The organism is Nocardia sp. CA-128927 (assembly GCF_050955855.1).
Taxonomy (GTDB): Bacteria; Actinomycetota; Actinomycetes; order Mycobacteriales; family Mycobacteriaceae; genus Nocardia.
Window position 1 is genome coordinate 9,917,073 of the sequence record NZ_CP192087.1, and the last position, 19,536, is coordinate 9,936,608.

The window sequence follows — 19,536 nt, forward strand, 5'->3', positions numbered from 1 at the left end:
TGTTTCATTCGGTCCAGGCTGAGATGTCGTACCCCGGCGCGATACTGGGCCGGTGGTGACAGCTGATGACGTGCGGCGGGTGGCGATGAGCCTGCCGCGGACAACCGAGGCGCTGGTTCGCGACCGGGTCAAGTATCGGATCGGCCGGATCGTCTACCTGGCGCTGTCCCCGGACGAAACCCGCATGGGCTTCGCGTTTCCCAAGGCCGAGCGAGTGGCGCTGGTCGAGGCCGAGCCGGACAAGTTCATGATGCCGCGCCCGTCGGACGAGCGGTACAACTGGGTCCGGGTGCGGCTGGACGCCATCGATGAGGCGGAACTGACCGAGCTCATCGTCGAAGCGTGGCGGATGTGCGTGCCCAAGCGAGTGGCCGCCGAACACCTCGGCTAGTCGCGCCACACCTGCGCGGCGACCCGGGAGAAGTTGCCGCCGAACACCGCCGCGCGATCCGCTTCGCCGAATCCGCGCCGCGCCAGCACCTCGTCGAGGCCGGTCACTCCGCTCGTGCCGAGCAGGTCTTCGGGCGGAACCCATTGCAGCGGGCCCCATTTGGTGTACGACTCGGGGAACAGTTCCGGATGGTCCGCGAGCATGCCGTTGAAGTCCTCGGCGTCGAACGAGTAGTCCGAACCGATCCCGATGTGCTCGATGCCGACCAATCCGACGCCGTATTCGACGTGGTCGGCCATCGCCTCCACTCGTGCGGCGGCATCTTCGACTCCGTTGTGGCCCAGGAAGATACCCACGCCGTTGAGTCCGATCACACCGCCGGTCGCGGCACAGGCCTTCGCCTGCTCATCGGTGATGTTGCGCGGATGGTCGCGCAGCGCGGCGAAATTGGAGTGGCTGTAGATCATCGGCACCTGCGTGTGCTCGGCCAGCTCTAGCCCGCTGCGCCGCGAGCAGTGCGATCCGTCGACGAACATGCCGACCTCGTTGAGTTTGCGCACGAGGTCCTGGCCGAAGGCGGTGAGTCCGGTGTCGTCGGTATCGAGGCAGCCGCAGCCCGCCTTGTTGGCGCTGTTGTAGGTCGGCAGCATCGAGCGGACGCCCAACTCGTAGAACAGCTCCACGTTGTCCAAATCGCCACCGAGCGGGCCCGAGTCCTCCAGATCGAAGGCCAGCGCGATGGTTTCCGGATCGCCGATGTCGGAGTGGCTGTGCACCAAGCGAAATCGCCCGTCAGCCGCCGCGTCCGCGCGGTACTGACGGGTCAGCTTCACCGAATCCTCCGTCGAATGCGGCGAATACCCGACATTCACCGACAGATACGACCCGAGTGGATAGCGCGCGAGGTCCGCGATCCGCGCCGACGGCACCAACGGTAGACAGCAATGCTGCTCCCAGAGAAAGTGCGGCAAAGAAACCTCCTGGTCGGATCAGCCTCGAACTCGCGATCCTACTAAGCCGGTCCACCGACGGGCCGCCGCCGCGCGCGGTGTCGAGCCGATCGACCAAGGTCAACAAACCTTTTCGGGCTTCGACGCTTGGTAACGCCGTGTCCAATTCGCCCGATTCACTGAATGCTTAATCCTTACTGCCCGAAGGCGGGTGCGGCATGCGTCGCATATTTGTTCTGATCGCCTCCGTCGCGACTCTGATCGGCCTCTGGATCATTCCCGGACCGGCCGCCGCGACTCCCTCCTATTGCGGATTGGTGTGGGGTTCGCTGGACAAGACGAGTCCGGCCATGACAGCCGCACCGATCACCGGAATCCGGTCCGGGCAGCACGAATGCTTCGATCGGCTGGTCGTCGATGTCGCCGGTTCGGGCGCGGGCTATCGCGTCGGATACGTCGATGCGATGACGCTGGACGGGTCGGGGAAGCTAGTGCCACTGCGCGGCGGCGCGGTGCTGAATGTCGTCATCCTCGCGCCCGCGCACAACGACGCAGGCCAGGAGACCTTCCGGCCAGGGAACCGGAACGAACTGGTCGACGTGGCCGGATACCAGACCTTCCGCCAGGTGGCGTGGGGCGGCACGTTCGAGGGGCAGACCACGGTCGGCCTCGGCGTCCGCGCCCGGCTGCCCATGCGGGTGTTCACCCTGGACGGCCCGGGCGGCGGGTCGCGCGTCGTGGTGGACGTAGCGCACTTCTGGTGACCCCGACGCCCCGATTTGCGCTGGTCGGCAACAATGAGGGCATGAGCGGCGTTGAGCAGAATGTGACTGACCCCTACCTCTGGCTCGAAGAAGTGACCGATGAGCGGGCCCTCGACTGGGCCCGTGCGCACAACAGTGTGGTCGTCGAGCGATTCGCCTCCTCGGACCGGTTCAGCGAGCTCGAACACCGCATTCTGGACATGCTCGACACCGACACCAAGATCGCCTACCCGGGCCGGCGCGGCAGCTTGCTCTACAACTTCTGGCGCGATGCCGAACATCCGCGCGGCCTGTGGCGGCGCACCACCTTCGCCGAGTACGCCAAGGAGTCGCCGGACTGGGACGTGCTGATCGACCTGGACGCGCTGGCCACCGCCGAGGACGAGAACTGGGTGTGGGGCGGCGCCGGGGTGCTGCGACCGGAGCAGTCGCGCGCGCTGATCAGCCTGTCACGCGGCGGCGCGGACGCCAAGGTGGTGCGCGAGTTCGACATGGCGACAAGGCAATTCATCGACCCGGCGGACGGCGGCTTCTTCCTGCCCGAGGCGAAGTCCGAGATGCGCTGGATCGACATCGATTCGGTGTACATCGGCACGGACTTCGGCCCCGGCTCACTGACCGACTCCGGCTACCCGCGCATCGCCAAGCGCTGGCAGCGTGGCACCGAGTTGGCCGACGCGGTCACCGTTTTCGAGGGCGAAGCCGGTGACGTCGCGGTCTCGGCGGGCTACGACCGAACCCCGGGCTACGAGCGGCATTACATCGGTCGCGCCACCGACTTCTTCAACGAAGACGTGTACCTGCTCGAAAACGACGGCACGCTACGGCATCTGGAGACCCCCACCGATGCCAGCGAATCCTGGTACAAGGATTGGCTGCTGGTCCGGCTGAAGTCGCCGTGGGAGGTCGGCGGCAACGCCTACCCCGCGGGCGCGCTGCTGGCCATGAACTTCGACAAGTTCCTCTCCGGCAGTAGGGAATTCGAGGTCATCTTCACCCCCGACGCGCACACCTCGCTGCACGGGTACGGCTGGACCGAGAACCATCTGCTGCTCATCACCCTCGAGGACGTGCAGACCAAGCTCTACGTGGTGACACCGGGCGCGGACGGCTGGCGCCAGGAGTCGCTGGCCGACACCCCGCCGATGGCGACCACCAGCGTGCTGAATCTCGACCCGCTCGAGGGCGGCGACGAATTCATGCTCACCACAAGCGGATTCACCACCCCCGCCACGCTGCTGGCCAGCTCGGTCGGCGGCGACACCGAACAGCTCAAGCAGGAGCCCGGCTTCTTCGACGCCGACGGCATCGAGACCGAGCAGTTCTTCGCGACCTCGGACGACGGAACGCAGGTGCCGTACTTCGTGATTCGCCATCGTGACCGCAAGGGCACGCCCGGCCCGACGGTGATGTCCGGCTACGGCGGCTTCGAGGTCTCGCGCACGCCCGCCTACAGCGGCGCGTCCGGGATGGGCTGGCTGGAACGCGGCGGCACCTGGGTGATGACCAACATCCGCGGCGGCGGCGAATACGGGCCGCAGTGGCACACCTCGGTGCAGAAGGCCAACCGGCACAAGGTGTACGAGGACTTCTCCGCGATCGCGAAAGACCTTGTCGCGCGCGGCATCACCACCGCCGATCAACTCGGCGCGGTGGGCGGCAGCAACGGCGGGCTGCTCATGGGCGTGATGCTGACCCGCTACCCGGAGCTGTTCGGCGCCATCGTCTGCCAGGTGCCGCTGCTGGACATGAAGCGCTACCACCTGCTGCTCGCGGGCGCCTCGTGGATTGCCGAATACGGCGACCCGGACAAGCCCGAGGAATGGGAGTACCTCAGCAAGTACTCGCCGTACCAGAACGCCAAGGCCGACGTCGCCTACCCGCCGATCCTGCTCACCACCTCCACCCGCGACGACCGCGTGCACCCCGGCCACGCCCGCAAGATGGCCGCGCTGCTCGAGGAACAGGGCCACGAGTTCTGGTACCACGAGAACATCGAGGGCGGCCACGGCGGCGCGGCTGACAACAAGCAGTCGGCCTTCCAGGCGGGCCTGATCTACGAGTTCTTCACCCAGATGCTGATCGAACGGCGCGGATAACCGCAGGATCCGGGGCCCGGGGCTTACGGTGTAGATGTCGTCTACGTCGTAGACCTGGCCCCGGGAGGAGAGCGGTCGTGGATTCCGAAAACGTCATCGAGGTGTCTCGCGCGCGACGGGCCCGTACCCGGCGCGCGAGTCCGGCGCCGACGACGCGGACCACGTTGAACCGCGACTATATCGCCGCGGTCGCGCTGACCCTCATCGATCAGACCGGTGTCGACGGATTTTCGATGCGCAAACTCGGGTCGGCGCTCGGCGCCGACCCGATGGCCGCGTATCGGCACTTCACCGACCAGCAGGAGCTGTTCGACGGTATCGCCGACGCGATGTTCGCCGAACTGGACATGGAATCCCTACCGTGGCAGGAACCTTGGCGCGACCTGATGCGCGCCTACGCGCACCGGCTGCGTTCCACGCTGCGGCGGCACCCGAATGCGGTGCCGGTCTTCGCGACTCGTCCGGTGCGCAGCGAGCTGGCCGTCGAAACCGGTAGCTGGATGGTGGAACACCTTCAGAGTCACGGCTTTTCGGCGAGGATCGCGCTGCAATTGACCCGCTGCCTGCGCGAGTACGCGATCGGCCACATCCTCAGCCACGCCATCGCCACGGTCGCCGCCCAGCGGGCCGAGCAACCGGAACAGGCCACGGACACCGACCATTTCGACATCGGGTTGGACGCGATGCTCGACGGATTCAGTCGCCATCTCGACCTCGGCCGACACCTCTAACGGTCGCGCAGCCACTTCTCGATCTGATCGATGGTGGTGGTGTACTCGCGGATCCAGCCGTTGTGCCCCAACGGTTCCGGCTGATGCCACGTTGTCACGTCGGCCTTGGGCAGCTTCTCCAGCAGATGCTCGGCGGAACCCGGCGGCGTGAGGTCGTCGTCGGTCATGGTGATGGACAGCACCGGCAGCTTCAGGCGGGCGATCCGCTCCTCGTAGTCGATGTCCGCGCCGACCGGCTGGAACCGGCCGGTGCGGGCCAGCCGCGCCCAATCCGAGATCAGCACCTTGGACTGGCGGCCGAAGCCGCCCGCCGGGATCCGGTCGCCGGGCCAGAAGCCGGCCAGGCTGGCGGTGAGCGAGGCGGCCGCGGTGCCGACCAGGATGCCGGGGCTCGAAAGTCCCGGGTAGCCACGGTAATACGGCGTTCCGGAGGCGATCAGGATCAGCCCGCCGAGCCTGCCGCGAATCCGCGAGGCGTACATGACGGCGAACTGGCCGCCCATGCTGTGCCCGAGCAGATATGGCGTGCTGGCCGGGAACCGGTCGCGCACCACCTCGAAGATCGCCGGGAAGTCGACCGAGACCAGCTCGTGGTAGCCGTAGCTGCTGGCGGCACTCGGCTTCGGCGTGCTGTCGCCATTGCCGCGCAGCTCGCCGATCGCCACGTCGAACCCGCGCGCCGCCAGCTTCGTGGCGAATCCCTCGTAGTACCCGGCGGGTACGCCGAGCCCGGGCGCGATCACCAGTACCGGGCGCGGCGCGTCCGGCGTGACCGGGTGCCGGTGCGCGCCGCCGGCCGGGATCAGCCGCACCGGAACCGTGCTGCCGTCCGGCATTTGGATCGGAACCGTCTCCATCATGCGCACGCTACCGGTCCCACGAGCACCGCGCCTCGGCCGATCCGCGCGGCCTCGCGCATTCGCGACTCGCAAGCGCTCCAAGGTTACGCGCCGACCGCTCCCATGATCACCCGGCTCAGCACCCGGATCACGTCGTCGAGCGGCGGGCGCGGATCCGCCCCGCTCCAGGAATCGACCACGTAGTTGACCGCGCCGATGATCGCGAGCACCCGCATCTCGTAGTCGCCGGTCGGGATCTCGCCGTGCATGGCCGCGTCCTCGGCGGCACCCGCCAGCAGCGAACCCCATACCCGGCGCAATTCGAGCCGGAACTTCTCCACCTTGGGGCCCGCACCGACCACCTCGACCAGTGCGACGCGCGCCTTGCGCGGATCCGATCCGATGGACTCGACGTAGGCGCGGGTGGACGCGTCGATGATCTCGAGCGCGCTCGCGTCGGCCTTGCTCTCCAATGACTTGGCGACCGCGTCGCGCGACTCGCGATCGATCTGCTCGTAGAGCTCGAGTAGTAGGGACTCGCGTCCGGTGAACTCCTCGTAGAACTGTCGTGAGGAGAGTCCGGCGTCCTTACAGATGGCGCCGACCGAACTATTGGCGTAGCCGTCGCGCGCGAAGACCGTCAGGCCCGATTCCAGAAAACGCGCACGCCGCTGACGCTGCCGGTCCTCGACGGGTTGCCCGGCATACATTCGACCCGTATTCGCATCCTGTGACATTGGGCCAGACAATACAGAAGCCCAAGAAGCGCCTGACATGGATCGGGCCCTTGATATCAACCCGCAACTGACCAGGCGTTAGCCGAAAGTTGGCAGAGTTCTTACCTACTCATCGTTCGCGCACTCGGCAGTTTGCGCTTTGCATCGACAGCAGGTTCGCATGCACGCTCGATAGTCCTCTGGGACATCGATAGTTGTGATAAGCATCGACCAAATCCATTGTCACTGACTGTTTGCCGAAACAGACGATACCGATGGACGGAGATGTGCGTGCGCGATTTTGACGGGAATTCGTAGAATAATCTTCAACCGAACTGGACCACTGGTTATGCCTGATTCGTCCTGTCCGCCAGGGGAGTTCGCGGAGTACCGGTAGTACCGTTTAGTGCGTCGAATAGACGACATAGGCGTACCCCCGGATGCGCCCGCGCAACCGCGGCTGACCACGGAGTTCGTCGAGCCGCGCTATTAGGGTGAGCCGCATGCCGATTGCGCGAGCCGCAGGCTCGGTGCCGCAGTGGACGGCTGCTCGGCGCGGGCGTCAGCGGGCCGGGCGACCCCTCGAAAGCCTACTGACGGCGAGGCAGTCAGCCAAGGTGGCCAGTAGATCGAAATAGCTACCGCGACAGCACTTCTCGGTACGATCCCGCGCCCTTGACAGCACCTGCTCGCCGGACATTCGGCCTATTTCTTTGGGGCCGTGGGGGTTTCGGGGCGGACGGAGTCGAAGAGGTCCGCGCAGCGGGTCAGCAGCTCCTGCAGCGTGGCACGTTCGGCATCGGTGAATCCGGCGGCCACCGCTCGTTCCACCCGGACCGCGCGGGCATCCGCGTCTTTCATGACGGCGGCACCCGCTTCCGTGAGACGGGTTTCCAGGATGTTCTTGTGCCAGGCGTGCGGCGTGCGTTCGATGAGGCCGCGGTCTTGCAGATTCGTCAGCACGGTGTTCATCGTCGGTGGCGTCACGCCGCACAGGCGGGCCAGCGCGGCGGCCGAGATGCCGGGGTTCTCGTCGAGGTGGAGCAGGGCGGCGTACTGCGCGACGGTGACGCCCGCGGGCTTCAGCGCCGCATGCTTCGCCGTTTGCAGTGCCTGCTCGGCGCGCTTCACGTACGAGCCGAGGCGCTCGGTGGAATGCAGGGACGTCATAACCGCATGGTATCTGCCCGACCTGTCATTAGACTCTTGACTGATGTTAGAACTCTAATCTATCTTCGAGTTCATTCTTAGATGTGAGTACATCCGAGAGATAGACCTGATGAGAGGCATGACCATGTCCCACGCAACGCGCCGCCACATGGCGACCTTCGCCATCGCGGCGGCCTGCACCGCCGTCGCGGCCTGTGGCACCACCGAGGACGCGGCGCAACCCGCCCCCGCCGCACAGTCCGTGCGGATCAGCACCGCCTACGACCTGCCCGGCGAGCGCACCTACCCCGAGGGCATCGCCGCCGATGCACGCAATGGCGACACCTATGTCGGCTCGTTCAGCACCGGGGCCGTCTACCGGGCGGCGCAGGGGGCGAAGACGGCGGAGGTCTTCCTGCCCGAGGGCGCCGACGGACGCAAGACCGCCAACGGATTGAAGGTCGATCCGGCGGGACGGCTGTGGGTGACCGACTCGACCGCCGGAGTTGCCGTGTACGACATCGCAACCCGCGCCCTGCTCGCCCGTTTCGACGTGCCGGGCTCGGCGGCGCGCTTCGTCAACGATCTGGCGATCACACCGGACGGCACCGCGTACCTGACCGACTCCTCGCGCAGCGTCGTCTACCGCGTCACCGCGGCTCAGGTGGCGGATGCCGCAGCGCACGGCGGACGGGCCCAAATGACAGCGCAATTCGATCTGAGCACGGTCGTCGCGCCGCACGCCCCGGACAGCTTCACCTTGAACGGCATCGTGGCCGACACCAGCGGCCGCTACCTCTACGTCGTCGACATGAACGCGGGCGAGCTGTACCGAATCACCGTGGCCCCCAACGCCGCCGACCCGATCCGCAAGGTCACCCTGGGCGGCGGCAACCTGATGCATGGCGACGGACTGGAACTGCACGACAACACCCTGTGGGTGGTGCAGAACACCGACAACGCCATCGCCCGCTGGACCCTCACCGACGACGGCACGACCGCGACCATGAACCAGCGCGTCACCGACGAATCCCTGGGCCTGCCAACCACATTGGTCCGCAGCAACAACCAAACCCTGGTCGTCGCTTCGCAATTCGACAAGGGTGGACCGATGGGACCGGGCACCCCGAAGCCCTTCACCATCCTGGCGGTCGACGGAATCTGATCCCCGGTTCCGCAACCCGACTTGAAGATAGGTAAGGCTAACCTGTACAGTCGGCAATGAAGCAAGCGGAAGGGACTCCGCAGACGCCGAAAGCCGGTCCACCCGCGGGTGGACCGGCTTTCGGTTTCTAACAGTGTTGCCGGGTGGCTGGACTCAGAAGTCCATGCCGCCCATGCCACCGGTCGGGTCGCCGGCAGGTGCGGCGGACTTCTCCGGCTTGTCGGCGACGACGGCCTCGGTGGTGAGGAACAGAGCCGCGATGGACGCCGCGTTCTGCAGCGCGGAGCGGGTGACCTTCACCGGGTCGGCGACACCGGCGGCGAGCAGGTCCTCGTACACGCCGGAATCGGCGTTGAGGCCGTGGCCGGCCGGCAGGTTGGAAACCTTCTCGGCGACAACGCCCGGCTCGAGGCCGGCGTTGAAGGCGATCTGCTTCAGCGGAGCCGACAGCGCGACGCGCACGATGTTGGCACCGGTCGCCTCGTCACCCTCGAGCTTCAGGTTGTCCAGCGCAGGCGCCGACTGCAGCAGCGCAACGCCACCACCGGCGACGATGCCCTCTTCAACGGCAGCCTTCGCGTTACGCACGGCATCTTCGATGCGGTGCTTGCGCTCCTTGAGCTCGACCTCGGTCGCGGCACCGGCCTTGATGACCGCAACACCGCCGGCCAGCTTGGCCAGACGCTCCTGCAGCTTCTCGCGGTCGTAGTCCGAGTCCGAGTTCTCGATCTCGGCACGGATCTGCTGCACGCGGCCCTTGATGGCCTCCGCGTCGCCCGCACCCTCGACGATGGTGGTCTCGTCCTTGGTGATGACGACCTTGCGGGCCTGGCCGAGCAGCTCGATGCCTGCGGTCTCCAGGGAGAGGCCGACCTCTTCGGTGATGACCTCGCCACCGGTCAGGATGCCGATGTCGGCGAGCTGCGCCTTGCGACGGTCACCGAAGCCCGGGGCCTTGACGGCGACGGACTTGAAGGTGCCACGGATCTTGTTGACCACCAGGGTCGACAGGGCTTCGCCCTCGATGTCCTCGGCGATGATCAGCAGCGGCTTGCCGGCCTGGATGACCTTCTCCAGCAGCGGCAGCAGGTCCTTGACGGTCGAGATCTTCGAGCCGACCAGCAGGATGTACGGATCCTCGAGGACCGCTTCCTGACGCTCGGGGTCGGTGACGAAGTAGCCCGAGATGTAGCCCTTGTCGAAGCGCATGCCCTCGGTGAGCTCCAGCTGGAGCCCGAAGGTGTTGCTCTCCTCGACGGTGATGACACCTTCCTTGCCGACCTTGTCCATGGCCTCGGCGATGAGATCGCCGATGGACGAGTCGCCCGCGGAGATACCGGCGGTAGCAGCGATCTGCTCCTTGGTATCGATCTCCTTGGCGGACTCCAGCAGGCGAGCCGTGACGGCCTCGACAGCCTTCTCGATGCCGCGCTTCAGACCGAGCGGGTTCGCGCCGGCCGCGACGTTGCGCAGGCCCTCGCGCACCAGCGCCTGGGCGAGCACGGTGGCGGTGGTGGTGCCGTCGCCAGCGACGTCATCCGTCTTCTTGGCAACTTCCTTGACCAGCTCGGCGCCGATCTTCTCGTACGGGTCCTCCAGCTCGATCTCCTTGGCGATGGAAACACCATCGTTGGTGATCGTGGGAGCGCCCCACTTCTTCTCCAGAACGACGTTGCGACCCTTCGGGCCCAGCGTCACCTTTACCGCGTCGGCGAGGGCGTTCAGACCCCGCTCGAGACCGCGGCGGGCCTCTTCGTCGAACGCAATCATCTTGGCCATTGCGAGGTGATCCTCCAAGTAATGAGGCTGACACGCAGGACGACCGCTCGTCGGATCGCCCCATTAACGCTGGCCAGGCTCGGTGCCCGCGACGGACGACCAGGGGTGTCGATGGTACCCGGTCTCACCGTCCCGACCTGGCACTCACGGGTAGAGAGTGCCAAAGCCATTTCTAGCACTCGACAGTGCCGAGTGCAAGGTCGGGGGCTAGGCCCGATCGTCGACGCGCAGCACCAACGCGACGAACGCGTCGGTCCTTCGTTCCTCCGGGGACCTGGGCTCGCCGCCCTCCACGGTCACCAACTCGGCATCGTGCAACAACAACTCCGCTTCGACCCGCATGATCGCCCTGATAAACGGGGGCGCCACCTCGGGGGGAAGGTCTCCGTTGACGACATAGCTGCCGTCCGGCTGTGACTCTGTGGACACATACGAAAGCGCGCGCAACAGGTCGGCGCGCAGTTCCCCCGCGATTAGGTCGGAATCCGTTTCATCCGCCATTGCTATAGCTTAGCGGGCCAGCATCGAGGGTAGGTTCCGGAGGGGAATCATGATCATCTCCGGCATCCTCGTCGAAGGGGGACGGCAGTGCACGAACTGCCCTTCGAATCGCTCTACCGGCACGACTTCGCGCGGGTGGCAGTGGCCGTGCCCCGGCTGCGGGTGGCCGATCCCGCGTACAACGTCGAGCAGACGTTGCTGCTGGCCAGGCAGGCGGCCGCCGACGCGGTGGTACTGACCGTTTTCCCCGAGCTCGGGCTGTCCTGCTACACCGCCGACGACCTGTTCCACCAGGACGCGCTGGACGACGCGGTGCAGGCGGCGCTGGCGCGGGTGGTCGCCGAGAGCGTCGACATCGACACGGTGCTGGTGGTCGGCGCGCCGGTGCGGACCCAGGGGCGGCTGTTCAACTGCGCCGTCGCGGTGTGCCACGGCATGGTGCTCGGCGCCGTGCCGAAGAGCTATCTGCCGAACTATCGGGAGTTCTACGAGAAGCGGCAGTTCGCGGCGGCCAGGGAGAACCTCGAAACGCACGTCACGATCGCGGGGCAGCGGGTGCCGTTCGGCGCGGATCTGCTGTTCACGGCGGCCGATCTCGACGGGTTCGTGTTCCACCTGGAGATCTGCGAGGACGGGTGGGTTCCGTTGCCGCCCAGCGGTTATGCGGCGCTGGCGGGGGCAACGGTGCTGATCAACCTGTCGGCGAGCAATATCGTCATCGGCAAGGCCGACTACCGCCGGGCGCTGTGCACGTCGCATTCGGCGCGCTACCTGGCCGCGTATCTGTATTCGGCTGCGGGGCACGGGGAATCGACGACCGATCTGGCGTGGGACGGTCAGGCGCTGGTGTGTGAGAACGGTGATCTGCTCGCCGAGGGCGAACGGTTCGCCGATCATCCGCAGCTGGTCACCGCCGATCTCGATCTGCGCCGACTGGCCGCGGATCGGCTGCGCACCACCAGCTTTGCTGACAATGTGCACGACCACCGGGAACGGCTGTCGCGGCTGCGGCGCATCGAGGTGGAACTGCCGATTCCGACCGGCACTGTCGATCTTCGGCGCGAAATCGAGCGCTTCCCTTACGTTCCGGCCGATCCGGCGGTGCGCAACGAACGCTGCGCCGAGGTGCAGCACATCCAGGTGGAGGGGCTGAGCACCCGGCTGCGCGCCACCGGCACGGAGCGCGTGGTGATCGGCGTTTCCGGCGGGCTGGACTCCACCCTCGCGCTGATCGTCGCGGCCAAGACAATGGATCGGCTCGGGCTGCCGCGGGCAAATGTGTTGGCCTACACCATGCCCGGGTTCGCGACCAGCACCCGAACCCGCACCGACGCGCATCGGCTGATGGACGCGCTCGGCGTGACCGCGCAGGAAATCGATATCCGCCCGTCGGCCACCCAGATGCTGCGCGACCTGGGCCACCCGGCCGCCGACGGCGTGCCGCAGTACGACATCACCTACGAGAACGTGCAGGCAGGCGAACGCACGTCGCATCTGTTCCGGCTGGCGAATCAGCACGGTGCGCTGGTCGTCGGCACCGGCGATCTCAGCGAACTCGCCCTGGGTTGGTGCACTTTCGGCGTCGGCGACCACATGGCGCACTACAGCGTGAACGCGTCAGTGCCGAAGACGCTGATCAAGTATCTGATCGCCTGGTCGGTCGACACCGCGCAGTTCGGGCCTGCGGCAGGCGAGGTGCTCGCGTCGATCCTGCGGACCGAGATCTCGCCGGAGTTGGTGCCCGACACCGATTCTTCCGCGCCGAGTCAGAGTTCCGAGGCGACCGTCGGTCCGTACGAACTCCAGGACTTCCACCTCTACTACCTGCTGCGTTTCGGCTACCTGCCCAGCCGGATCGCCTACCTGGCCAGGCACGCGTGGTCGGACCCGAGCCTGGGACGCTGGCCCGAGCTGATTCCCGACGATCAGCGCAATGCCTACGACCTCGCCACGATCAAGCGGTGGCTCGCGGAGTTCCTGCGCCGGTTCGTGCAGACCAGCCAGTTCAAACGCTCGACGCTGCCCAATGCGCCGAAGGTCGGTTCCGGCGGTTCGCTGTCGCCGCGCGGCGACTGGCGCGCGCCGAGCGACGCGTCGGCCGCGGCCTGGTTGGACGAGCTCGCCCGGAACGTGCCGGAGGGATAACCGGCTGTCCGTCAAGGCATTACGGGCTGAGCCCGGGATGGCCGGAGCGACACGGACAGCGCGGCCCGAGGTGATCCACATATGGTGGATCGGTGAGCGAAGCACCCGGCTGGAATGCCATCGACGGCGCGCTGCGGCCGTTGTACGGCGATATCGAACCCTTCCATTGGGCGACCGATCACCGCTGGTCGCTCGGCGGATCCGAGCCACTCGACGGGATCAGCGCGTACGCACGCACCGAGCCGGTACCGCATTGGCACTACATCAGTTACGGCATGACCGAGCTGTACGAGAAGGAGTGGGACAACCCCGACGAGTCCGGCTGGGGCTTCGAATTCACCTTCCGGCTGGTTCGCCAGCCCACCGATACCGAGCCGCCGGTGTGGCCGGTGAACTTCCTGCAGAATCTCGCGCGCTATGTCTTCCAGTCCGGCAAGTGGTTCGAGCCGGGACACACCATCAAGGCGAACGGCCCGATCGCCGCCGACCGGCCGAATTGCACGATTCACGCCGTCGGCTTCACGGTCGACCCGGAACTCGGCACCATCGAAACTCCGCATGGCAGCATGCGATTCCTGCAACTCGTCGGGCTGACCATGCCCGAATACCGGGCGGCGCAAGGCGGAAAGGCGCTCGCGTTACTGGCGGAACTGGCGCCTCAGCTGCCGCTGTATGTCACCGATATCGAGCGCGCACCGCTGGTTTCCGAGCCGAAACCCCAAGCGCAGTGGCCATCTTGGGGTGGCGGGCTGCGCGGACGGGCCTGAGTTCACGCGGCCTGCGGCAGGTCGAGCGACTGCCGCATGCCCTGCTGTCCGTTCGACGCGCCGCGCGAGCGGACCAGCCGCCGCCTGCGCACCCGCGCGGCATTCACCGCACGGATTCCGTTGCGCGCACGTCGAATACGTCCTCGAAGGGATGTCAGCCGGGTGAACCCGACCAGGATGGACACCGCGAGGACGGCCACACCGAACTTCATGGCACCTCCCCTGCCGTCGACGCCCACCCGCGTCTCACGGCTTGTCGGCGATGAACGCGGAGAGCAGTTCGACGATGTGGGCTTCGGTCTTCGCCTTGTCCATGCCGAGCCCGGTGAGCAGACCCGCGCCGTTCTCCTGCTCGAGCAGGGCGAGCAGGAGGTGCTCGGTGCCGACGTAGTTGTGGCCCAGGCGAAGCGCCTCGCGGAAGGTCAGCTCGAGCACCTTCTTGGCCTCCGGGTCGAAGGGGATGAGTGGCGGCACCTCGCCGGTGCCCGCGGGCACCGCGGCCGCCGCGGCGGCACGGACGGCCTCCAGGGTGACGCCGCTGGTGAGGATCTCTTTCGCGCCGATGCCGTTGGGTTCGGACAACAGACCGAGCACCAGGTGCGACGTACTGATCTCCGAGTTTCCGGACATGCGCGCGGCTTCCTGCGCCGCCACGATGACCGCCCGGGCCCGGTCGGTGAATCTGGCGAAGCCCGCGTTGGGGTCCATCGCGGCCTGGCTCACATCGCCGGGCCCCTTCGGCACGAAACGCTTCTGCGCGGCCTGCTTGGTGACGCCCATGCTGGCGCCGATGTCGGTCCACGAGGCGCCGGCCCGGCGGGCCTGGTCGACGAAGTGGCCGATCAGGTGATCGGCAAGTTCACCGAGGTGATTGCCGGTGACCACGGCGTCGGACAGTTGGTCGAGCACGTTGTCGGGGCGAGCTTTCTTGATGCCGTCGATCAGATCGTCGAGGCGGTAAGGAATCGTCATGCGTCAACGATAGGTTGACGATTTGCCGTCGTCAACCCTGAGTTGACGAAACCGGACGGCGGTGCGGTAACGCCACCGCCGCCGGGCGCCAACGTGATTCAGCGCCGCGCCACCCAACCCGCGCCACGCACGATCAGCTCCTTCACCCAGGCCGCCGTCCGGCCGGTCAGCACGGTTCGCGCAGGCGAATCGTCCGCGTGCAGTACTTGGATCACGCCATCACGGCGACCCAGACTCAGGCACTGGAAGATGTACCGGAATCGCAACTCCTCCGGCTCCGCACCACGCAGTCGCGCGACAACGGCATCGGCTGCGTACTTGCCGGTGGGCAGCGCGGTCGCGCAGGCCATCCGCAGTTCCCGGCCGCCGGGACCGGCGATCACGGCGCTGTCGCCTGCCGCGTAGACGTCAGGATGCGAGATCGACCGCAGCGAAGAGTCGGTCAGCACGCGGCCGGTCCCGTCGACTGAAAGGCCTGATCGCGCAGCCAGATCCGGCACGGCGAACCCTGCGGTCCACACGGTCGCGGCGCACTCGATCAGCGTGCCGTCGGCCAGCCGCACCCCATCCACGGTCACCTCGAGCACCTTGGCATCCGGGCGGATCTCGACACCGAGCCGCTCGAGCACGCGGCGAATATGCGCCTGCGCCCGCGCGGAAAGCCAGGCACCCGGCTCCTCCGGACTGAGCAGCAGCACACGCGAATCGGGTTGCTGCTCAGCCAGTTCCGCGGCCAGCTCGATCCCGGTCGCCCCGGCGCCGACAACAACGATCGCACCCGCTGGAGCCTTGAAGCGATCCGCGTCCTCGGGCGTCGACACCGAGTAGGCATGTTCTGCCACACCAGGGACGCCGTTCGATTCCGCGATGCTGCCCAGTGCATATACGAGGGTGTCGTAGTCGAGAGCCGTTGCGGTATGCAGCAATACCCGCTTGCCCTCGGTATCGATCTCCGTCGCCCGGGCGCGGACGAAATGGATCTTCTTGCTCTCCAAGAGTTCCCGCAGATCCCATGTCGAAATCCGTTGTCCGGCTGCCTGTTGGTGCAGCCGTACCCGTTCGACGAAGTGGTCGCGCGCGTCCACGACGGTGATTTCCGCCCCGCGGGCCTTGCTGGCGAGGCGGCCCGCTGCCGCCAGGCCCGCGTATCCCGCGCCGAGGACGACGATCCGATGCTGTCCAGTCATGGGAGTGGCTCCTTTTCGATCGGCCGACACCCTTCAGACCGGACAGCACCACCATCCCTGACAGTTACGCGCCGTGACGCACGTCACTCTTGCGGCGACCTACTTCGAAGACCCCGCCGACCTGGCGAAATAGACCAGCTTCTCGGGATTGACGACCAGCCGCAGCGTGGCCACCGCGCCATCGACCAGCTCCACCGCGACCACCGCCAACGGCATTTCGTTCACCCGAGCCACCGCGGCGGGCGCGCCGTTGACCTCCTCGATGAGGATCTCCATACCGGGGACCTCCCACCGGAACAGCCCGGACACGTAGCGCGCGACCTTCTTCGCACCGACCACCGGCCGCCGGGCCGCGTTGAGCTGGCCACCACCGTCCGCGATCGAGACCACGTCGGCGGTCAGCATCCGTTCCAGCGACTCGATGTCCCCGGTGCGCGCCGCCTTCAGGAACCGCTTGATCAGCTCGCCCGCGTACTCGGACGGAATGTCGAAGCGCGCCCGGCCTTCCCGCGCGCGCAGCCCGGCCCGGCGGTAGATCTGCTGCGAGTTGGCCTCGCTGATGGTGAGCATGTCGGCGATCTCGCGATGGGCGTAACCGAACGCCTCGCGCAGCACGAACACGGCGCGCTCGACCGGGCTCAATCGCTCCAGCGCGGTGAGCAGCGCGAACGAAACCAGCTCGCGTTCCTCGACGGTCTCCAGCGGGCCGAGCTCGCCGCGCTCGGTGGACACCGGCTCGGGCAGCCACGGCCCGACGTAGGTCTCCCGGCGGGCTCGCGCCGAGACCAGCCAGGTGCGGCACAGATTCACCAGGACGGTGGTCAGCCATGCCTCGGCGGAACGGATTTTGCTGCGATCGGCGGCATCCCAGCGCAAGTAGGTCTCCTGCACGGCGTCCTCGGCTTCACCGGCCGAGCCGAGCATCCGGTACGCGAGCGCGAACAGCCGGGGACGATGCGTCACGAAAACGCTCAACCCGTCCGGCTCCATCGCTACCTTCTTCCGCGCCCGCCCGCCGGATATGACCGTACCGCTCGCCCGCGCGGGTAACCGACCGTGTTCGCCCCGCGCGGAATCCGAGATACCGAGCAGCCGCTTCAGTCCGAATCGCGCGACACCGAAGCCGCCGACATCCCATCTGCTGAAGCCGAAGCCACCCACCGCCGCCAGAGTGCCCATGCTGCAAGAGCATTCTCGCCCAGGCTTTCCAAGACCTTAAGAAATCCCAGTAGGAAGCAAGCGTCAGCGCGGCAGGTCGTTGGTGTCCCGCTGTTTGCCGCCTGGCCTGCGCAAACGCAGACGGGCGGTGGAGCCACGGATGGCCGGGCGGCGGATCACCGGCCGACGCTGGGCCCGGCGTTGCGCACGGCGCTCGGCGGGCTTGTGCGTCCAGGTCTCCGGGCGCGCGGCGACCCAGCGCTGGGAATGCCAGGCGAAGGGGATGTGGCACAGGTACAGCGCGACCAAGATCAGCAGCAACACGGTCGGATAGGTGACCAGCAGCGCCGCGGCCAGCGCGACGAGCACCAGCAGCCCGGCCGCGGCCTGCGGTGCCACCGACACCGACTTCATCGCCAGCGTCGGCACGGTGCTGACCGCCAGGGCCGCCGCGAGCACGGTCCACGCGGCGACCGCGTAGAAGTTGACCCACCAGCCGTCACCGAACAGCACGAACAACGCGACGGGCGTCATCGCGATGAGCGCCGCCGCCGGGGCGGGCACCCCGACGAAGTACTCGCGCGACCATTCCGGCCGGGTGTCGTCGTCGAGCAGGGTGTTGAACCTGGCCAGCCGCAGCACCAGGCTCACCGCGAACAGCAGGGCGATGATCCAGCCCGCGGTCTCGGTGTGCAGCAGCGTCACGTAGAGCACCAGGGCGGGCGCGACGCCGAAGGAGACCGCATCGGAGAGCGAATCGAGCTCCGCGCCGATCTTGCTGGTGGCGTCCAGCATTCGGGCCAGCCGACCGTCGAGGGTGTCCAGCACGGCCGCGGCGCCGATCATCGCCAACGCGATATCCAGGCGGTTGTCCAGGCCGAACTTCACCGCGGACAGCCCGGAGCACAACGCCAGAATGGTCACCACGCTCGGCAGCAACCGGATGGAGCGGCGCCGCCGTCGCTGGGTCGGAGCTGCCGCCTCCATCATGAAGCCGCGGATGAGCTGGACCCGAGCACCGCCAGGACGGTTTCGCCGCCGATGGTGCGCTGCCCCGGTTCGACGAGCAGCTCGGTGCCCGCCGGGAAGTAGGTGTCCACCCGGGAGCCGAAGCGGATCAGCCCGTAGGTGTCACCGATCGTCAGCACGTCGCCGACCTGGGCGTCGCAGACGATGCGGCGCGCGAGCAGGCCCGCGATCTGCACCACGATCACCTGCTGTCCGGCCGGGGTGTCCAGCACCATGGTGTTGCGCTCGTTCACCGAGCTGGCCTCGGGCAGATCCGCCGAGCGGAACTGGCCCGGCTGATGCAGCACGGTGCGCACGATGCCGGACACCGGCGTGCGCTGCACGTGCACGTCGAGCACGGAAAGGAAGATGCTCACCCGGGGCACCGGCTGGTCGCCGAGGCCCAATTCGGCGGGCGGGGAAGCGGTATCGACGAGGGCGATCTCGCCGTCGGCCGGCGCGACAACGACGCCCGGCCGGTTCGGCGGCACCCGGTTCGGGTGGCGGAAGAACGTCGCACACGCGGCGGCGGCCAGCAGACCGGTCCGGCGCACCCACTTGCGCTTGCCGCCGAGGACGGCGACCGCCAGGGGTGCGGCAACAAACGGCAGGCCCGCGGGATGCAGCGGGGGAATCGCGTTGCGAACCAGGTCGGCGACGTGGCCGACTCCGGTGCGTTCAGGCGTGCCGGGCGGCGTGGGACGGCGGGCCACAGGCTCCTCTTTCGTGCTAGATGCAGTCGGATCGCGCCGTCAACGATAGGACCGGCGCAAGCGTTCACACCTTACGGGAAAGGAGCCTGTGGCACGGTGTCAGCTTCGGACTCGACGTCCTGTCACCAGACCGACCAGGAACAGCAGAATCACCGCACCGGCGAGGCAGGTGAAGAAGCTGAACCAGAGGCCGCCGCCCTTGACGTCGACGCCGAACAGATTCAGCAGGAAGCCACCGAGTAGGCCGCCGACGATGCCAACGACGATGTTCAGCAGGATGCCCTGCTGACCGTCCGTCTTCATGATCTTGCTGGCGATCCACCCGGCAAGACCGCCGATGATGATCCACCCGATAATCCCGAGACCGAGCATGGTGTCCTCGCAATCCGCACCCGCCGTCCGTAATGAGGAAAGACGGCAGACACATAGTTGGGGCACGCTGGACTGAGCATTCAGCATGCTAATCGGCGGATACCCCGGGTTTGTGAGAATACGCACGGCG

20 protein-coding genes are annotated in these 19,536 nt (G+C 67.1%); 7 read left to right on the forward strand and 13 right to left on the reverse strand.

The window, feature by feature from the left end:
• Nucleotides 1-52 precede the first annotated feature (52 nt).
• Nucleotides 53-391, forward strand: a complete 339-nt coding sequence (locus ACQPW1_RS46015; RefSeq protein ID WP_433660050.1) for an MmcQ/YjbR family DNA-binding protein — start codon at nucleotides 53-55, stop codon at nucleotides 389-391.
• On the opposite strand, the gene ACQPW1_RS46020 is transcribed toward ACQPW1_RS46015, so the two are convergent.
• Nucleotides 388-1,362, reverse strand: coding sequence for a dipeptidase (locus tag ACQPW1_RS46020; protein WP_433660052.1), 975 nt, complete (start codon nucleotides 1,360-1,362; stop codon nucleotides 388-390). The two genes, ACQPW1_RS46015 and ACQPW1_RS46020, sit on opposite strands and share 4 nt — an antisense overlap.
• 197 nt (nucleotides 1,363-1,559) lie before the next feature.
• Here ACQPW1_RS46020 and ACQPW1_RS46025 point away from each other — a divergent pair, with 197 nt between their 5' ends.
• The 3 genes from ACQPW1_RS46025 (at nucleotide 1,560) to ACQPW1_RS46035 (ending at nucleotide 4,935) form a co-directional block, all read left to right on the forward strand.
• On the forward strand, nucleotides 1,560-2,105 hold the full coding sequence (locus ACQPW1_RS46025; RefSeq protein WP_433660054.1) for an AMIN-like domain-containing (lipo)protein: 546 nt from the start codon (nucleotides 1,560-1,562) through the stop codon (nucleotides 2,103-2,105).
• A 41-nt stretch (nucleotides 2,106-2,146) separates the two neighbouring features.
• Nucleotides 2,147-4,204, forward strand: a complete 2,058-nt coding sequence (locus ACQPW1_RS46030) for a prolyl oligopeptidase family serine peptidase (RefSeq protein WP_433660056.1) — start codon at nucleotides 2,147-2,149, stop codon at nucleotides 4,202-4,204.
• 77 nt (nucleotides 4,205-4,281) lie between these two features.
• A complete protein-coding gene (locus ACQPW1_RS46035) occupies nucleotides 4,282-4,935 on the forward strand; it encodes a TetR/AcrR family transcriptional regulator C-terminal domain-containing protein (RefSeq protein WP_433660058.1) in 654 nt (217 codons plus the stop codon).
• Here the strand turns inward: ACQPW1_RS46035 and ACQPW1_RS46040 are convergent.
• The 3 genes from ACQPW1_RS46040 to ACQPW1_RS46050 form a co-directional block, all read right to left on the reverse strand.
• Complete coding sequence (locus ACQPW1_RS46040; protein ID WP_433660060.1) at nucleotides 4,932-5,792, reverse strand: alpha/beta hydrolase family protein; 861 nt, start codon at nucleotides 5,790-5,792, stop codon at nucleotides 4,932-4,934. The genes ACQPW1_RS46035 and ACQPW1_RS46040 overlap by 4 nt on opposite strands.
• Before the next feature lie 86 nt (nucleotides 5,793-5,878).
• Nucleotides 5,879-6,511: a TetR/AcrR family transcriptional regulator gene (locus tag ACQPW1_RS46045; protein WP_379284343.1), complete on the reverse strand. Its 633-nt coding sequence runs from the start codon at nucleotides 6,509-6,511 to the stop codon at nucleotides 5,879-5,881.
• A gap of 684 nt (nucleotides 6,512-7,195) precedes the next feature.
• Entirely contained in the window at nucleotides 7,196-7,660 is a 465-nt protein-coding gene (locus ACQPW1_RS46050; protein ID WP_433660062.1) for a MarR family winged helix-turn-helix transcriptional regulator, read from the reverse strand.
• A gap of 124 nt (nucleotides 7,661-7,784) precedes the next feature.
• On the opposite strand from ACQPW1_RS46050, the gene ACQPW1_RS46055 reads away from it, so the two are divergent.
• Entirely contained in the window at nucleotides 7,785-8,804 is a 1,020-nt protein-coding gene (locus ACQPW1_RS46055) for an SMP-30/gluconolactonase/LRE family protein (protein ID WP_433660064.1), read from the forward strand.
• Nucleotides 8,805-8,957: 153 nt separating this feature from the next.
• Here ACQPW1_RS46055 and groL read toward each other — a convergent pair whose 3' ends face one another.
• Both groL and ACQPW1_RS46065 read right to left on the reverse strand, forming a co-directional pair.
• Nucleotides 8,958-10,583 (reverse strand): chaperonin GroEL, encoded by a 1,626-nt coding sequence (gene groL, locus ACQPW1_RS46060; protein ID WP_433660066.1) that lies wholly within the window; start codon nucleotides 10,581-10,583, stop codon nucleotides 8,958-8,960.
• 207 nt (nucleotides 10,584-10,790) lie between these two features.
• Nucleotides 10,791-11,084 (reverse strand): hypothetical protein, encoded by a 294-nt coding sequence (locus ACQPW1_RS46065; RefSeq protein ID WP_357385170.1) that lies wholly within the window; start codon nucleotides 11,082-11,084, stop codon nucleotides 10,791-10,793.
• 87 nt (nucleotides 11,085-11,171) lie between these two features.
• Between ACQPW1_RS46065 and ACQPW1_RS46070 the strand changes: the two genes are divergently transcribed.
• Both ACQPW1_RS46070 and ACQPW1_RS46075 read left to right on the forward strand, forming a co-directional pair.
• On the forward strand, nucleotides 11,172-13,229 hold the full coding sequence (locus ACQPW1_RS46070; RefSeq protein ID WP_433660068.1) for an NAD(+) synthase: 2,058 nt from the start codon (nucleotides 11,172-11,174) through the stop codon (nucleotides 13,227-13,229).
• Nucleotides 13,230-13,321: 92 nt separating this feature from the next.
• Nucleotides 13,322-13,996: a suppressor of fused domain protein gene (locus ACQPW1_RS46075; RefSeq protein ID WP_433660070.1), complete on the forward strand. Its 675-nt coding sequence runs from the start codon at nucleotides 13,322-13,324 to the stop codon at nucleotides 13,994-13,996.
• Between the two features lie 2 nt (nucleotides 13,997-13,998).
• Here ACQPW1_RS46075 and ACQPW1_RS46080 read toward each other — a convergent pair whose 3' ends face one another.
• From ACQPW1_RS46080 to ACQPW1_RS46110, 7 genes are all read right to left on the reverse strand, one after another.
• Nucleotides 13,999-14,208 carry a hypothetical protein gene (locus ACQPW1_RS46080; RefSeq protein WP_433660072.1) on the reverse strand — a complete coding sequence of 70 codons (210 nt, stop codon included), beginning with the start codon at nucleotides 14,206-14,208 and terminating at the stop codon, nucleotides 13,999-14,001.
• A 34-nt stretch (nucleotides 14,209-14,242) separates the two neighbouring features.
• Nucleotides 14,243-14,968 (reverse strand): Clp protease N-terminal domain-containing protein, encoded by a 726-nt coding sequence (locus ACQPW1_RS46085; RefSeq protein ID WP_433660074.1) that lies wholly within the window; start codon nucleotides 14,966-14,968, stop codon nucleotides 14,243-14,245.
• Between the two features lie 98 nt (nucleotides 14,969-15,066).
• Complete coding sequence (locus ACQPW1_RS46090) at nucleotides 15,067-16,155, reverse strand: NAD(P)/FAD-dependent oxidoreductase (RefSeq protein ID WP_433660076.1); 1,089 nt, start codon at nucleotides 16,153-16,155, stop codon at nucleotides 15,067-15,069.
• 99 nt (nucleotides 16,156-16,254) lie between these two features.
• Nucleotides 16,255-17,334: an RNA polymerase sigma-70 factor gene (locus ACQPW1_RS46095; protein ID WP_433660078.1), complete on the reverse strand. Its 1,080-nt coding sequence runs from the start codon at nucleotides 17,332-17,334 to the stop codon at nucleotides 16,255-16,257.
• A 63-nt stretch (nucleotides 17,335-17,397) separates the two neighbouring features.
• Nucleotides 17,398-18,300, reverse strand: a complete 903-nt coding sequence (locus ACQPW1_RS46100) for a CDP-alcohol phosphatidyltransferase family protein (RefSeq protein ID WP_433660079.1) — start codon at nucleotides 18,298-18,300, stop codon at nucleotides 17,398-17,400.
• Nucleotides 18,300-19,034, reverse strand: a complete 735-nt coding sequence (locus tag ACQPW1_RS46105; RefSeq protein ID WP_433660081.1) for a phosphatidylserine decarboxylase — start codon at nucleotides 19,032-19,034, stop codon at nucleotides 18,300-18,302. Before ACQPW1_RS46105 ends, ACQPW1_RS46100 begins: the two co-directional genes overlap by 1 nt.
• Before the next feature lie 99 nt (nucleotides 19,035-19,133).
• The gene (locus ACQPW1_RS46110; protein ID WP_433660083.1) at nucleotides 19,134-19,406 is read right to left on the reverse strand and encodes a GlsB/YeaQ/YmgE family stress response membrane protein; all 273 of its coding nucleotides are present in this window, start codon (nucleotides 19,404-19,406) and stop codon (nucleotides 19,134-19,136) included.
• Between the last annotated feature and the right edge of the window lie 130 nt (nucleotides 19,407-19,536).

What these genes read in the sequence shown, in the direction of transcription:
- ACQPW1_RS46025 (WP_433660054.1), top strand. Translation starts at nt 1,560, where the DNA reads ATGCGTCGCATATTTGTTCTGATCGCCTCCGTCGCGACTCTGATCGGC.
- ACQPW1_RS46050 (WP_433660062.1), bottom strand. Translation starts at nt 7,660, where the DNA reads ATGACGTCCCTGCATTCCACCGAGCGCCTCGGCTCGTACGTGAAGCGC.
- ACQPW1_RS46090 (WP_433660076.1), bottom strand. Translation starts at nt 16,155, where the DNA reads ATGACTGGACAGCATCGGATCGTCGTCCTCGGCGCGGGATACGCGGGC.
- ACQPW1_RS46085 (WP_433660074.1), bottom strand. Translation starts at nt 14,968, where the DNA reads ATGACGATTCCTTACCGCCTCGACGATCTGATCGACGGCATCAAGAAA.
- ACQPW1_RS46045 (WP_379284343.1), bottom strand. Translation starts at nt 6,511, where the DNA reads ATGTCACAGGATGCGAATACGGGTCGAATGTATGCCGGGCAACCCGTC.
- ACQPW1_RS46040 (WP_433660060.1), bottom strand. Translation starts at nt 5,792, where the DNA reads ATGGAGACGGTTCCGATCCAAATGCCGGACGGCAGCACGGTTCCGGTG.
- ACQPW1_RS46095 (WP_433660078.1), bottom strand. Translation starts at nt 17,334, where the DNA reads ATGGGCACTCTGGCGGCGGTGGGTGGCTTCGGCTTCAGCAGATGGGAT.
- ACQPW1_RS46100 (WP_433660079.1), bottom strand. Translation starts at nt 18,300, where the DNA reads ATGGAGGCGGCAGCTCCGACCCAGCGACGGCGGCGCCGCTCCATCCGG.
- groL (WP_433660066.1), bottom strand. Translation starts at nt 10,583, where the DNA reads ATGGCCAAGATGATTGCGTTCGACGAAGAGGCCCGCCGCGGTCTCGAG.
- ACQPW1_RS46030 (WP_433660056.1), top strand. Translation starts at nt 2,147, where the DNA reads ATGAGCGGCGTTGAGCAGAATGTGACTGACCCCTACCTCTGGCTCGAA.
- ACQPW1_RS46055 (WP_433660064.1), top strand. Translation starts at nt 7,785, where the DNA reads ATGTCCCACGCAACGCGCCGCCACATGGCGACCTTCGCCATCGCGGCG.
- ACQPW1_RS46110 (WP_433660083.1), bottom strand. Translation starts at nt 19,406, where the DNA reads ATGCTCGGTCTCGGGATTATCGGGTGGATCATCATCGGCGGTCTTGCC.
- ACQPW1_RS46080 (WP_433660072.1), bottom strand. Translation starts at nt 14,208, where the DNA reads ATGAAGTTCGGTGTGGCCGTCCTCGCGGTGTCCATCCTGGTCGGGTTC.
- ACQPW1_RS46065 (WP_357385170.1), bottom strand. Translation starts at nt 11,084, where the DNA reads ATGGCGGATGAAACGGATTCCGACCTAATCGCGGGGGAACTGCGCGCC.